We start from the raw sequence: 14,858 nt of genomic DNA, 5'->3' as shown, positions 1-14,858 counted from the left end.
AAAACGGCTCCCGCGGGAGCCGTTTTTTTATGGGATCTGCCCAGGTTCAACCGCGAAACAGCTCCACCTTGTCTCCATCCTGCAGGCTGCCGGCGCCGCGCACTACCACCTTGTCTCCCTGCTTGAGAGCGCCGCTCACCGCCACCTCCCGGCTGTCCCCAAAGAGCACGGTGACCGGCACCCGGTTCACCGTGAGCGCCTCGCCGCGCTGCTCCACCTGATAGACCACGCTTCCCTCGGTGCCGAGCACCAGGGCATCCCGTGGCAGCAGCATGGTGTGCTGCTCTCCCATCGGCAGCGCCACCCGCACTGGCGAGCCGATGATGAACGTGCCCGCTTCCGGCTTGAGGCGCAGCTCGATGAGCCGGGACTTGGGATCGGCGCTCGCCGCCCGCTGGTAATAGATGGCGTGGCTGCTGAGCTGCTCCCCTTCCACCCGCAACCGGGTCTGGGTGGCCAGTTGCCGGGCCCAGGCAATAGGCGCACGCAACCGGATGTCCGGCTGGTCCGGATTGACCAGCTCAAGCGCCTGTTCGCCCACATCCACATGCTCCCCCGGCTGGATGAAGTGTTCATTCACCACCCCGTCAAACGGGGCAAAGATGCGGCTTCTGCGCAGCTGCTCCTCAATCTGGCGCACCTGCACCCGCGCCAGCTGCTCGGCCAGCTCAGCCTGCTCCACGTCATAGCGCGCCTTGTCATACTGGCTCTGGGAGGCACTCTTTTGCTGGTGCAAACGATCCAGGCGCTGGAACTCGGCGCGAGCGTAACGCAGGTTGCTCCCCTCTCTGGCTTGTTCAGCCCTCGCCTGCTCCAGCGAGAGGCGCAGAGTCGCGCTGTCCAGGCGCAGCAACTCGTCCCCCGCCTTCACCCGGCTGCCAAACTCGGCTATCCACTCCACCCGACCGCTCACTTCGGCGCTGAGCGCCGCCTGCTGGCGGCTCGCCACCGTGCCGCTGACCCAGATGCTGGCCCCCGCCTCTCCCTGGGCCACCTCCGCCAGCGTCACCATCTTGCTTTGTGCAAGCGCAGGCAGCCCGCCAGCCAGCAGCAGAGCCCCCACCACCATCCTTGTGAAACCTTGTGTCATCGATGAGCTCCTTGCTCAGGCACGCTGCCGAAGGGCGTGCGGTATGTCGGTCTGCTCCCCCAACCGCAGGAAGGCGGGCAACAGGATCAGGGTGAAGAGGGTGCTGCAACTCATGCCGCCGACGATGACGGTGGCCAGCCCCCGGTAGATTTCGCTCCCCTCGCTCGGACTCAGCATCAGGGGCAGCATGCCGAAGATGCTGGTGAGGCTGGTCATGGCGATGGGACGCATCCGGCTTTGCAGAGCATCGGTGACTGCCGACTGTCGGCTCATCCCCTCCCGCTCGGCCATCCTGGTCTGGTGCACCAGCAGAATGGCGTTGTTGACCACCAACCCGAGCAGGATGACGAAGCCGATGATGGTGAGCAAGTCCATCGGCAGCGGCGCCACCAGACCGCTCAGGTGCAGCGCCAGCACGCCGCCTACGGTGGCGAGCGGCAAGGTGAGCAACACCAGCACGGCATCCTTGAGGGAGGCGAAGACCCCCCACAGCAGAATGAGCAGTATCATCACGGCGAACAGGAAGATGCTGCCGAGGTTGCCCAGCGCCTGCTGCAGGCTGTCGGCATTGCCGGCGACCCGCAGCTCCCCCCCGGCCGGCAGCAACGGCCGGATGGCGGCAAAGCTCTTGTGCTGCAGGGTGTCGAGCACCTGCTCCATGCTCATCCCCGCAGGGGGCGAAATCTGCAGGCTGATGCTGCGCCGCCCATCGGATCGGAAGATGCTCTCAGGCCCGAGTTGCGGCTCCACCCGCAGCAGTTCCCCAAGGGGAACGATACGCCCGGACGGGGTAGCAAGCGGCACCGCCTTGAGCTCGTCCGGGTTGGCGGAGGCCTGCCCCATCAGCAGGATGTCGAGCCGCTCATCCCCGTCGAAATATTCGCCGACCCGCAGACCATCGCCAAAGGTCTGGATGATGGCGGGCATGGGGGAGCGATCCCAGCCCACCTCGGCCAGGCGCCTGTCCTGGGGCACCAGCCGAAGCTCGGGAGCGGTGAAATCGAGCCCGGGTTCTGGCCTGACCTGGGCGCCGGGCAAGTCCCGCTGCACTATGGTCATGCTCTCCCGGGCCGCCTGATAGAGTTCGGGCAGCCCACCCCCCTGGATCAGCAGGGAGATGCTGTTTTCACTGTCAAAACCGCCAAACAGGGACCCCTGACCGCCAAACACCCGGGTGTCGGGAATGCCCACCAGCAACTGCTTCATCAAGAGCTGCTCCAGTACCTTGATCTGGCTCTCCTCCTTTGGCCGCACCCCGATCTGGGCACCGCCCGGGTAGCGCAGGATGTAGTAGTTCTTGAGGACAGGATCCTTCTCCCCTTTCATATAGGGGTCGAGGCGAGCAATCAGGGTATCGATCACCTCTTCCCGCTGGGCCTTGAGATTGACCCCCGGGGTGAAACTCATCCAGACATCGATGGCGTCCCGCTTCACATCCGGCAGGTAGTTCATCTTGGGCAGCAGCAGCCAGCTCGCCAGCACAGGCCCCGTCATCATCAGGACGATGATGGCCCAGCGCCTGGGGGCGGTGGCAGTCCAGCGGATCACATGGCGAGTGGCGCGGCACCACAGGCGCTCAAAGGGATCAATCAGCCGCTCGTGCCCCATCCAGCGCGCCGCCACCGCAGGCAACACCGTGACCGCCACCACCATGGAGACGGTCACCGCGCAGGCGATGGTGAGCGCAAGATCGGCAAACAACTGCCCTTCCACGTCGTTGAGCAGGAGCACCGGCAGGAAGATGGCGACCGTGGTCAGGGTGGACGCCACCAGAGCGGTCCACACCCGGCGGGTGCCCTCCAGCGCCGCCTCTCCCTTGCTGATATCACCCCGCTCATGGCGCCGGTAGATGCTCTCCAGCACCACGATGGCGGCGTCGAGCACCATGCCGACCGCAAACGCAATGCCCGCCAGGGAGATGATATTGAGGGTCCGCCCCATCACCTTGAGCAGGCAGAAGGTGAGCATGATGCTGATGGGAATGGCGATCGCGATCATCAGGGTCGCCTTGAGCTGGCGCAGAAAGACCCAGAGGATGGCGCAGGAGAGCAGCACCCCGAGCCCCAGGTTGGCGGTCACCATGCTCACCGCCCGGTTGATGTAGAGAGAAGCGTCAAACGACTGCTCCATGTGCAGGCCGACCGGCTCCAGCACCTCCCGGTTGAGCTCCCCGACCTTGGCCTTGATCCCCTCGAGCGCCGCCAGGGCATTGGCACCGCTCTCCTTGAAGATCTGCGCCGCGATGGCAGTGTTGCCGTTCTGGATGCGCAGCACCGGGTTCTCCTCCCGGGCCACTCTGATCTCGGCTACGTCCCGCAGATAGATGGGCAGACCGTCACGCCAGTCCACCACCTTGTCCCCCAGGGCCGCCACGTCATAGCGACCGGCAAAGCGCAGCTTGTACTCCCATCGTCCGATGTCGAGGGTGCCGGCCGACACATCCCAGCCCGTCGTTGCCCGGCTGGCGAGCACCGGGATCTCCACCCCCAGCTCGGCGGCGCGGTAAGGGTCGAAGCGGATCTGGATCTGGCGCTCGTTGATCCCCTCGATGTCGACCGTGGACACCCCGGGGATCCGCTCCAGCTCGGGCTTGACCCTCGCCTCGATCAGCGCCTGGTGATCGTCTATCTCTCCCTTGGCGCCGGGCAGTTGCTGGATGAAGAAGAAGGTCAGGGTGTCGTTGCTGCTGTAGTTGTTGACGTAAGGGCCACCGATGTTGTCCGGCAGCCCCGAGACCCGGTTCAGGCGGGAGATGACGTCAAGCTGGGCCCGCTGCATGTCGGTGCCGAGGGCAAACTCCATGTCGATTTCGGTGAAGCCGGGGTAGCTGTTGCTGCTGAGACTCTTGAGCCCCTGTACCCCCTGCATCTCCTGCTCGATGGGATCGGTTATCTCCGACTCCATCTCCTGGGGCGAGGCCGAACGCCAGTCCACCGTGATGTTGAGGTGAGGACGGTCTATGTCGGGAAACAGCTGGACGGGCAGTCCCCGGATGCTGAGCAGGCCCAGCAAAAAAATCAGCACGACCGAGACCGCCACCCAGATGGGGCGTTCGATCGCCGTTTTGGCGAGGTTCATTCACTCTTCCTGAGTTGTTGTTATCGGCCATTCCGATGGCCTTGCTTCCTGCCCCAAGGGTGGGGGCCATTGCATTAAACTGGAATTAATCGACCTTGTAAATGCCTGGTTAAACAACAAAAAACCGGCCACTAGGGCCGGTTGTCGGTTTATGCTCGGGGTCAGGCTGCATGCTCGACCGGGTTCGGTTGAGACAAACCTTCCAGCTCGCCAGGAGCGAAGTTGTCCACCTGGATAGCCTCGTAGCGCAGGGCATCGGCGGCCAGCAGCTTGTCCGCCTCCTCCTTGCCGAGGATGGACTGGGACAGGGCCGCAGCCACCAGCTCAGGCAGCGCCAGCTTGCGGGGCAGTCTGCCCTCTTTCTGGGCCTGCACCAGCTTCTTCTCGATGGGCTGCACCGAGACCATGGCCTGGAAGGCACGCTCCATCAGCCCCACCGGATCCGCCTCGTCCTTGCCCACATAACAGAGCGCGGTCAGACGATCCCGGAACTCGCCCGGCGTCATCATGGCCAGACAGATGGCATGGCAGCGATCGTCCGCCGGCATCTTGTAACCGACGCCGAACGGGAACACCACCCGCTTGAGTACGGCACCCACCACCTTGTTCGGGAAGTTCTGGAAGAAGCCCTCGAACGCCTTGCCAATCAGGTAGAGGTTGCGCTCCACCGCGTACTGCACGAACGGCAGGTCAGAGACCATGCGGCCCTGATCCTCGTAATGCTTGAGGGTGGCGGAGGCCAGGTAGAGGTGGCTCAGCACGTCACCCAGACGGGCGGAGATCATCTCCTTGCGCTTGAGATCGCCACCCAGCATCAGCATGGAGACGTCGGCGCACAGGGCCAGCCCCTTGCTCATGCGGGAGAGTTGCTTGTAGTAGCGGGCGGTTTCACCAGCCACCGGCGCGCTGTTGAACTGGCCCAGGGTCAGCCCCTGGAACAGGGCACCGAAGAAGTTGCCGGTACCGAAGGCGATGTGTTTCATCAACAGGGCGTCAAACTTCTCGAGACCGCGATCCACGTCGGTGTCGGCCGCCGCTTCCAGCTCGGCAAACACATACGGATGGCAGCGGGTGGCCCCTTGCCCGAAGATCATCAGGTTGCGGGTCAGGATGTTGGCCCCTTCCACCGTGATGGCCACCGGAATGCCCATGTAGGCGTAGCCGGTGTAGTTTTTCGGGCCCAGCTGGATGGCGCGACCGGCGTGGATGTCCATGGAGTCATCCATCACCTGGCGGGCCATCTCGGTCATGTGGTACTTGGAAATCGCGGTGACGATGGCCGGTGCCTGACCCAAATCCAGGGAACCTGCGGTCATGCGACGAGCGCCTTCGAGCTGATAGGTGAGGCCGCCGATACGGGCCAGCGCTTCCTGCACCCCTTCAAACTTGCCGATGGACATGCCGAACTGTTTGCGCACGTAGGAGTAGGCGCCCACGGTGCGGCTCGCCATGTGACCACAGGCGGTGCCAAGGGCAGGCAGCGAGATGCCGCGACCGGCGGAGAGGCACTCCACCAGCATGCGCCAGCCGCGGCCGGCGTAATCCGGGCCACCGATGATCCAGTCGAGGGGAATGAACACATCCTTGCCGAAGGTCGGACCGTTCAGGAACGCCAGCCCCATGGGGTAGTGGCGATCGCCGACGCGCACGCCTGGGTGACTGGTCGGGATCAGCGCACAGGTGATGCCGATCTCTTCCTTGTCACCCAGCAGTTTTTCCGGGTCATAGAGCTTGAACGCCAGCCCCAGCACAGTGGCACGCGGCGCCAGGGTGATGTAGCGCTTGTTCCAGTTGAGGCGAATGCCCAGCACCTCTTCACCCTTGTGCATCCCCTTGCAGACGATCCCCTTGTCCGGGATGGCGCCCGCATCGGAGCCCGCTTCCGGCCCGGTCAGGGCGAAGCAGGGTACCTCCTTGCCGTTGGCCAGCCCCGGCAGCCAGAAATCTTTCTGGGCCTGGGTGCCGTAATGCATCAGCAACTCGCCCGGGCCGAGGGAGTTGGGCACCATGACGGTGACCGCGACGCTCAGGCTCTTGGTGGCGATACGGGTGACGATGGTGGAGTTGGCAATCGCCGAGAACTCGCGGCCGCCGTAGGATTTCGGGATGATCAGGGAGAAGAAGCCTTCTTTCTTCAGATAGTCCCACACCGGCTCCGGCAGGTCCTTGGTCTCGTTGACGATCTTGAAGTCGTCCACCATGGCGAGCAGGGTTTCGACCTGGTTGTCGATAAAGGCCTGCTCTTCTGCACTCAGCTCGGCCTTGCCGTAGCCGTGCAGTTTCTTCCAGTCCGGGTTGCCGCGAAACAGCTCCCCGTCCCACCAGACGGAGCCGGCCTCCATGGCCTCCCGCTCCGTGGCCGACAGGGGCGGCAGTATCTTCTTGAAGATGCCGAACACGGGGCGGGTCACCACCTTTTTACGGATGGCGGGGACACCGAGCACCACGGCTATCGCCAGCACCAGCAGGACAAGCAATGTGATCATACCGAAGTTCCTTCTATTTCACTGTTTCCGTTGATTATTGTTAGGTGTTACACGGCCAGGGAGAGCCTGGTCGACTCCACGGGCGCCCCGACACCGGACGCCAGATAAGGAATGACGTTGCGCACCAGCCCTTCCACATCGAGCTGCTGGCCAAAATCGGCCTGGGCGATGTCACGCAGGGCATCCGCAGAGGCCATGGTGAAGACGACGGTGCCCAGGGTGAAGTGCAGGCGCCAGAAGAGATCCGCTGGCGACAAATCCGGATTGGCCTTGGAGATGGCCTGGGTGATCCCGTGCAGGGTCGTCCCATAATGGGTGGTAATAAAGCGGCGCAGGTGGCCCTGACTGTCGATATAGCCGCGCCCCAGCAACTGCATGAAAAGCGCCGGGCCATTCGCCCTGACGGCCGACAGTTTCATCAGGGGTTCGACAAAGCTCTCGAACACCTGCAACAGGGTCAGCTGATCCTGCGCCATCAACGTCTGCAACCGCCCGTCCAGTGCCGGCATGAAGAGGCTCAAATAACGGTCGAGCACCGCCTGGATAAGCTCCTTCTTGGAGCCGAAGTGATAATTGACCGAAGCCAGATTCACATCGGCCTCGCTGGTGATCAGACGCAACGAGGTATCGGCGAACCCCCGCTCGGCAAACAGCACCTCGGCGGCGTCGAGAATACGGTTCTTGGTATCGATTTTACTCACTGGACACCTCACTTAAACGAATGTTTAAAAAGTACGTTTCACGCCCACTCATGTCAAGAGAATGTGAACAAGTGTTGGCTAAATGTTTTTAATCAAAAAAGAGGGAAGATGGCGGGAACTTCGCGGCGAGACGGCACTCTATATCTATGCCACTGCAATTAAACATTAAGTCTCGCCCAACCTGCGCCATGCTAGTTGGGCATTTTTTTGCCCTGCCGTCACCCGATGCGCTGAAAGAGAACCAAAAAAAAACCGTCGCAGGTGCGACGGCGGGGAAAACGGGTCTGACTATCCAGTGTCGACCCATCGATGGGTGTTCAGGCTTGCATCGATGTCGCCATCCTCGCAGTGAAACGTCATCAGACTTTGTCAGCACAGACCCAAATTGTGACAAAGTATGGCAACCAGCCACATGGCCCGGCTTCGCCAATCTTGCTATGCTGTCGCCTCATGCCAGAGGGGAGAGAAGATGAAGTATAAGGTCGATACCCACACGCACACCGTCGCCAGCACCCACGCCTACAGCACCATTCACGATTACCTGCCCATCGCCAAAGCCAAGGGGATCAAGCTGTTCGCCACAACGGACCATGGCCCGGACATGGCAGATGCCCCGCATTACTGGCATTTCGTCAATCTGCACGTGTTGCCCAGGGTCGTGGACGGGGTCGGTATCCTGCGCGGCATCGAAGCCAACATCAAGAACATCGACGGTGAAATAGACTTCCCCGAGCGCTACGAATCGCGGCTCGACATGATCATGGCGGGCTTTCACGAACCGGTGTTTCCCCCCTGCGATCAGGCGACCCACACCCAGGCCATGATCAACGCCATTCGAAGTGGTCGGGTCGACATGATAAGCCACCCCGGCAATCCCGCCTTCCCCATCGATATCCAGGCGGTGGTCAAGGCAGCGGCAGAGTATCGAGTGGCGCTGGAGGTCAACAACTCCTCGTTCAGTCACTCCCGTGCAGGCAGTGAAAGCAACTGCCGCGCCATCGTCGAGGCGGCGCGCGATCTGGGTGCCTACCTCACTTTCGGCTCCGACTCCCACGTGGCATTCAGCCTCGGCGACTTTGATCACTGCCATCGGCTGGTCACCGAAGCCAACTTCCCACATGAGCGGATCCTGGCCCGCTCCCCCCGCGCACTGCTCGATTTTCTCGAGAGCCGCGGCCGTGCTCACATCCCGGAGTTCATTGACCTCTGATATGCCTTAACATCATGAGCCAACTCATAAAATCGAGTTGGCTCAATTGACTTGTCCGGCTTTTTTCACGACTCTGAACATCAAACCGCCGGTATAGCTCAGTTGGTAGAGCAGCGCATTCGTAATGCGAAGGTCGTAGGTTCGACTCCTATTATCGGCACCAGACAGACGAAGGGTTGGCCTCAGTGCGAGGCCAACCCTTCGTGCTTTTTGTCCCGGGTCTCGGGCCAAGACGCCGGTGTGACTGCGCCAGAACACCCTCCCCCCTCCAGGACACCGCCATCCGCGACGGTCCTGTTCATCTAGCCTGACGCACCAACCTGACCCCACCAACAGAGAGGGCAGCCAGGCAGCCACGCCCCGGCTGCACCTGGGCGAGCATCGTTATCCCGGGGCGCCTCAGCGCTGGGCATAGATCTGGTCGAACACCCCGCCCTCCTTGAAGTGAGTGCGCTGGATCACAGGCCACGCGCCGAAGGTCTTCACCACGTCGAGGAAGGTGGCGTTCGGGAAACGGTCTGCAAACTCGGCGAGGATCGCCGGGTTGCGCGGGCGTAGATAGTTGCTGGCAGCAATGCGTTGGCCTTCGTCGGACCAGAGATAGGCCAGATAGGCTTCGGCCTCCTTGCGGGTACCCTGCTTGTCGACCACCTTGTCCACCACTGACACCGGCAGCTCGGCCACGGCGGTGACGCTCGGATAGACCACCTCGAAGCTGCCACGACCGAACTCCCGGGCAATCATCTCGGCTTCGTTTTCGAACGTGACCAGCACGTCCCCTATGCGGTTCTGGATGAAGGTGGTGGTGGCGGCGCGGCCGCCGGTGTCGAGCACGGGAACCTGCTTGAACAACTTGCCGACAAATGCCCTGGCCGCATCTTCATCGCCCCCCTGCTCCAGCACATACCCCCAGGCAGACAGATAGGTGTAGCGGCCGTTCCCCGAGGTCTTGGGGTTGGGCACGATGACCTGTACCCCCTCCTTGAGCAGATCAGGCCAATCCTTCAGCCCCTTGGGGTTGCCCTTTCGCACGATAAACACTGTGGCCGAGGTGAAGGGGGCGCTGTGATCCGGCAGGCGATCCGCCCACCCCTTGGGCACCAGGCCCCCATGCTCGGCGAGGGCGTTGATGTCGGTGGCCATGTTCATGGTGATGACATCGGCGGGCAGGCCGTCGATGACGGCGCGCGCCTGCTTGCTCGATCCGCCGTGGGACATGTTGATCTGCAGTGGCTCCCCGCCTTCTGCCTGCCAGTGCTTCAGGAAGGCTCCGTTGTACTCCTTGTAAAAATCGCGCATCACGTCATAGGAGGCGTTGAGCAGGGTGGTCGCCTGGGCCAGCGGGGCGAGAGCCAGTCCTGCAACAAGCAGGGTGGCGGGCACGAGTCGTTTCATTTCACATCCTTGGAATGAGGGGCGAGTGACTGACTATAAGAGCCGACCATTTATTCTTTGAAAGAATAATTACTGCTCAGCTTATGCGATAAATGGCATCTCCTGGGTCCGGCGCAACGGATGACGGCGATGAGATGGTCACCTCCAGGCGGGTTATTATGGCTGCAGAGGGCGGCGCCCATGAGCGTGGGGCTCCTCCTGCCCGCTCCCTGCCACGGGCAGGGAGCGCCGTTGTCACCTGCCTCGATTTGGCTTCTCGACATGACAGATAAAAAACGGGGCGAACCTAGTGGTTCGCCCCTGATGCTTTTTACGTCAACCCCGAGGGGTCAACCCTGTTTGTCTGATGCCGGCTCTGCGTCCTTCGGCGCCTGCCAGCCGCCACCGACGGCCTTGTAGAGGGCGACCTGGTTACTCAGCTGGGCGAGCCGGGTGCTGATGAGCCCCTGCTTGGCGCTGAATAGGGAGCGCTGGGCATCGAGGCGGGTCAGGTAGCTGTCCACCCCTTGCTCGTAACGCACCTCCGCCAGCCTGAAGTAAGTCTGGTTGGCATCCACCAGCGCCTGCTGCGCCTGCAGCTGCTGCGCGTAGTCAGCCTGGGCACCGAGGGTGTCCGCGACCTCCTTGAAGGCGGTCTGGATGCTCTTCTCGTAGCTCGCCACCGCCTGCCTGGTCCCCACCTCGGCCACGTCCAGATCCGCAACGCGCTTGCCGCCATCGAAGATGGGCAGATTGATCTGGGGCATGAAGGTCCAGGTGCCGGTGCCGCCGTCAAACAGACCGCTCAGCTGGTTGCTGGCGGTGCCCGCCGTCGCGGTGAGCGAGATGGTCGGGAAGAAGGCAGCGCGGGCCGCCCCTATGTTGGCGTTGGCCGCCTTCAGGTTGTGCTCCGCCGCCAGGATGTCCGGGCGTTGCTGCAACAGGCTGGAGGGAGCCCCCACCGGGATCGGCGCCAGTTTCACCTCGGCCAGGCTAGCCGGTTGTGCCGCCAGCACCGGAATATCGGTGCCAAGCAGCAGGGCCAGACCGTTTCTGTCCTGCTTCACCAGACGCTGGTATTGCGCCTGGCTGACCTTGGCGTTTTCCAGTGCCGTGCGCCCCTGGGCCAGCTCCATCTCGGAGGCGGCGCCCAGGCGGTATTTGTGCTCGGTCAGGGCATAGCTCTCCTGCTCGGTGGCGAGGGTCGCCTGGCTCAGGGCCAGCAACTCCTGATCCGCCAGCAGGGTGAAGTAGGCATTGGCCACCGAGGCCACCAGCGCAATCTGGGTGCTGCGCTGGGTCTCGATTTGCGCCAGATAGGTCTCAAGGGCCTGATCTTTCAGGCTCTGGATCCGGCCAAACAGATCCAGCTCATAGGCGGTGATGCCGATGTTGGCGCCGTACTGGCTGCTGATGGTGCCCTGCCCCGTACTACTGAGATCGTCGGATCCCTGCTGGCGGGTGCCGCTGCCACTGGCGGCCAGGGTCGGCAACTGGGCCGCCCGCTGGATGCGGTATTTCGCCTCGTAGGCCTCGACGTTGAGGGCTGCCAGGCGCAGATCCCGGTTGCTCTCAAGGGCGGTGCCGATCAGCGTCTGCAGGGCCGGGTCCTGGAACTGCTGGCGCCAGGGGGCAAGTTCCCCCTTGGCGGCCAGGTCAGCTTGCCAGGAGGCGCCTTGGGGCAGCTCGGGGCGCTGGTAGTCGGGGGCCATGGAGCAGCCCCCCATCATCAGGGTCACGCCCAGGGCGATCAGGGTCTTAGTCATGGTTGATCTCCTTGGTGTGGACACTCTCTTCCCCGGCATGCTTGCGTTCGGTGAAATAGCGCATCACCAGCACAAAGAACAGCGGCACGAAGAAGATGGCGAGCACGGTGGCACTGATCATCCCCCCCATCACGCCGGTCCCGATGGCGTTTCGGCTGCTGGCGCCCGCCCCGGTGCTGATCACCAGGGGCAGTACCCCCAGGATGAAGGCGAGCGAGGTCATCAGGATGGGGCGCAGGCGCTGACGCGAGGCCTCCACCACCGCATCCCCGAGCCTCATCCCCTTGTCGTGCAGCTCCTTGGCGAACTCGACGATGAGGATGGCGTTCTTGGCCGACAGCCCGATCGTGGTGAGCAGGCCCACCTGGAAGTAGACGTCATTCTCAAGCCCGCGCAGGGTCGCGGCCAAAATGGCCCCCAGCACCCCGAGCGGCACCACCAGCATGACCGAGAACGGAATGCTCCAGCTCTCGTAGAGGGCCGCCAGACAGAGGAAGACCACCAGGAGCGAGATGGCGTACAGGGCCGGCGCCTGGGAGCCTGCCTGACGTTCCTGGAAGGAGAGGCCGGTCCACTCGATGCCGATCCCTTCCGGCAACTGTTTCACCATCTCCTCGATGGCCGCCATGGCGTCACCCGTACTCTTGCCAGGGGCCGCCTCACCGACGATCTCCATGGCGGAGACACCGTTGTAGCGCTCAAGACGGGGCGAGCCGAAGCTCCACTCCGTGCTGGCAAAGGCGGAGAAGGGCACCATCTGGCCCGCGCTGTTGCGCACGTACCACAGCTTCAGATCTTCCGGGTTCATCCGGAAAGGGGCATCCGCCTGCAGATAGACCTTCTTGACCCGGCCTCTGTCGACGAAGTCGTTCACATAGGAGGAGCCCCAGGCCGCCGACAGGGTGTTGTTGATGTCGGTGATGGAGAGCCCCTGGGCCAGCGCCTTCTCGTAATCGATCTTGATGTCGAGCTGGGGCGTGTCTTCCATCCCGTTCGGGCGTACCCGCACCAGGTTGGGATCCTGCGACGCCATGCCGAGCAGCTGGTTGCGCGCCTGCATCAGCTTCTCGTGACCCAGACCGCCACGGTCCTGCAGGAAGAAGTCGAAGCCGGTGGCCGTGCCGAGTTCCGGAATGGGGGGCAGGTTGAAGGCGAAGACCTGGGCTTCCTTGATGCTGAACAGGAACCCCATGGCGCGGCCGATGATGGCATTGGCGCTGCGCTCTTCCCCCTTGCGCTCACTCCAGTCCTTGAGCTTGATGAAGGCCATGCCGCTGTTCTGACCGCTACCGGCGAAGCTGAAGCCCGCCACCGTCAGCACGGAGTCCACGTTCTCTTTCTCATTCTCGAGGAAGTAGTCGCGCATCTCCCCGAGCACCACCTCGGTCCGCTCCTTGGTCGCCCCCACCGGGAGCTGCACCATGGACATGATGACCCCCTGATCCTCTTCCGGCAGGAAGGAGGTGGGCATGCGCATGAAGAGCACCGCCAGCACCGCCAGCATGGCCAGATAGATGATGCCGTAGCGGGTGCCCTGCTTGATCACCTTGCGCACGCCGTTCTGGTAACGGTTGGCGTTGGTGTCGAAGAAGCGGTTGAACCAGCCGAAGAAGCCGCGCTGGGCGCCGAATTCACCGTGCTTCATGGGTTTGAGCAGGGTGGCGCACAGGGCCGGGGTCAGGATCAGCGCCACCAGCACCGAGAGCACCATGGCCGAGACGATGGTGAGGGAGAACTGGCGATAGATGGCACCGGTAGAGCCACCGAAGAAGGCCATGGGCACGAACACCGCCGACAGCACCAGGGCGATGCCCACCAGGGCGCCGGTGATCTGGGTCATGGACTTGCGGGTCGCCTCGAGGGGGGAGAGATCCTCCTCGCTCATCAGACGCTCCACGTTCTCCACCACCACGATGGCGTCATCCACCAAGAGGCCGATGGCGAGCACCAGACCGAACATGGTCAGGGTGTTGATGGAGAAGCCGAAGGCCGCCATCACCCCGAAGGTGCCGAGCAGGACCACGGGCACCGCGATGGTCGGAATCAGGGTTGCCCGGAAGTTCTGCAAGAACAGATACATGACGCAGAACACCAGGAAGATCGCCTCGATCAGGGTCTGCACCACCTCCTCGATGGAGATCTTCACGAACGGCGTGGTGTCGTAGGGATAGACGATCTCCATGTTGGCCGGGAAGTACTCGGAGAGTTCACCCAGCTTGGTCCGCACGTGCTCGGCGGTGTCCAGGGCGTTGGCACCGGTCGCCAGCTTGATGGCGACGGCGGCGGTGGCCTGGCCGTTGTAGAGCGCGGTCGCGTCGTAGTTTTCACCGGCAAGCTCGACCCGGGCCACGTCCTTGAGCTGGACCTTGGAGCCGTCCTGGTTCACCCGCAGCAGGATGTTGTTGAACTCCTCCACGGTGGAGAGCCGGGTCTGGCCCATGATGGTGGCGGTAAATTGCTGATCGCTCACCGCAGGGGTCCCCCCCAGCTTGCCGAAGGCAACCTGGGCGTTCTGGGCCTTGATGGCGGCCTGAATGTCGGCCGGGGTCATCTGCACCCGGTTGAGCTTGTGGGGATCGAGCCAGACGCGCATGGAGTACTGGCTGCCGAACAAGGTGATGTCACCGACCCCGTCCAGACGGCTCAGGGGCTCCTTGATGTTGGCTACCACATAGTCCGCCAGGTCATCGTTGGTCATGGCGCCATCGGTGGAGATGAAGGCGGCCACCATCAGGAAGCTGCTGGAGGTCTTCTGGACCCGCACGCCCTGTTGCTGCACCTCTTGGGGCAGGAGCGACATGGCCTGTTGCAGCTTGTTTTGCACCTGCACCTGGGCGATGTCGGGATCCGTGCCCGGCTTGAAGGTGAGGGTCACGCTGACGTTCCCTGACGAGTCGGATTGCGCCGACATGTAGAGCAGGTGATCCAGCCCGGTCATGTTCTGCTCGATGATCTGGGTCACCGAGTCTTCCACCGTCTTGGCGGAGGCCCCCGGGTAGCTGGCGGAGATGCCAACCGCCGGCGGGGCGATGGTCGGGTACTGGGCCACCGGCAGGCCGATGATGGCCATGGCCCCGGCCAGCATGATCACCAGGGCGATCACCCAGGCGAAAATGGGTCTATCTATGAAAAAACGTGCCATGAGGCGACTAC

General features: G+C 62.9%; 8 protein-coding genes and 1 tRNA gene. 2 read left to right on the top strand and 7 right to left on the bottom strand.

All coding sequences use genetic code 11. The features are described from left to right. Positions 1-46 precede the first annotated feature (46 nt). The 4 genes from AB7E19_RS03075 to AB7E19_RS03060 form a co-directional block, all read right to left on the bottom strand. Positions 47-1,090 carry an efflux RND transporter periplasmic adaptor subunit gene (locus AB7E19_RS03075; protein ID WP_322131160.1) on the bottom strand — a complete coding sequence of 348 codons (1,044 nt, stop codon included), beginning with the start codon at positions 1,088-1,090 and terminating at the stop codon, positions 47-49. Between the two features lie 15 nt (positions 1,091-1,105). Continuing rightward, positions 1,106-4,168 (bottom strand): efflux RND transporter permease subunit, encoded by a 3,063-nt coding sequence (locus AB7E19_RS03070; RefSeq protein ID WP_109422032.1) that lies wholly within the window; start codon positions 4,166-4,168, stop codon positions 1,106-1,108. A gap of 161 nt (positions 4,169-4,329) precedes the next feature. Continuing rightward, positions 4,330-6,654 carry an acyl-CoA dehydrogenase gene (locus tag AB7E19_RS03065; protein WP_322131159.1) on the bottom strand — a complete coding sequence of 775 codons (2,325 nt, stop codon included), beginning with the start codon at positions 6,652-6,654 and terminating at the stop codon, positions 4,330-4,332. Between the two features lie 47 nt (positions 6,655-6,701). Then, positions 6,702-7,355, bottom strand: coding sequence for a TetR/AcrR family transcriptional regulator (locus AB7E19_RS03060; protein ID WP_427934607.1), 654 nt, complete (start codon positions 7,353-7,355; stop codon positions 6,702-6,704). A 469-nt stretch (positions 7,356-7,824) separates the two neighbouring features. On the opposite strand from AB7E19_RS03060, the gene AB7E19_RS03055 reads away from it, so the two are divergent. Beyond that, complete coding sequence (locus AB7E19_RS03055; protein ID WP_427934606.1) at positions 7,825-8,565, top strand: phosphatase; 741 nt, start codon at positions 7,825-7,827, stop codon at positions 8,563-8,565. 87 nt (positions 8,566-8,652) lie between these two features. Then, positions 8,653-8,728, top strand: a tRNA-Thr gene (locus tag AB7E19_RS03050). A gap of 236 nt (positions 8,729-8,964) precedes the next feature. Here the strand turns inward: AB7E19_RS03050 and AB7E19_RS03045 are convergent. From AB7E19_RS03045 to AB7E19_RS03035, 3 genes are all read right to left on the bottom strand, one after another. After that, positions 8,965-9,960, bottom strand: coding sequence for a sulfate ABC transporter substrate-binding protein (locus tag AB7E19_RS03045; protein ID WP_042881496.1), 996 nt, complete (start codon positions 9,958-9,960; stop codon positions 8,965-8,967). A 329-nt stretch (positions 9,961-10,289) separates the two neighbouring features. Beyond that, entirely contained in the window at positions 10,290-11,705 is a 1,416-nt protein-coding gene (locus AB7E19_RS03040; RefSeq protein WP_427934605.1) for an efflux transporter outer membrane subunit, read from the bottom strand. Beyond that, entirely contained in the window at positions 11,698-14,847 is a 3,150-nt protein-coding gene (locus tag AB7E19_RS03035; RefSeq protein WP_010673711.1) for an efflux RND transporter permease subunit, read from the bottom strand. Before AB7E19_RS03035 ends, AB7E19_RS03040 begins: the two co-directional genes overlap by 8 nt. Positions 14,848-14,858: the final 11 nt, after the last annotated feature.

It is taken from the genome of Aeromonas sp. (assembly GCF_050252055.1).
Taxonomy (GTDB): Bacteria; Pseudomonadota; Gammaproteobacteria; order Enterobacterales; family Aeromonadaceae; genus Aeromonas; species Aeromonas caviae.
This window is presented reverse-complemented; position numbering and strand designations above follow the sequence as displayed.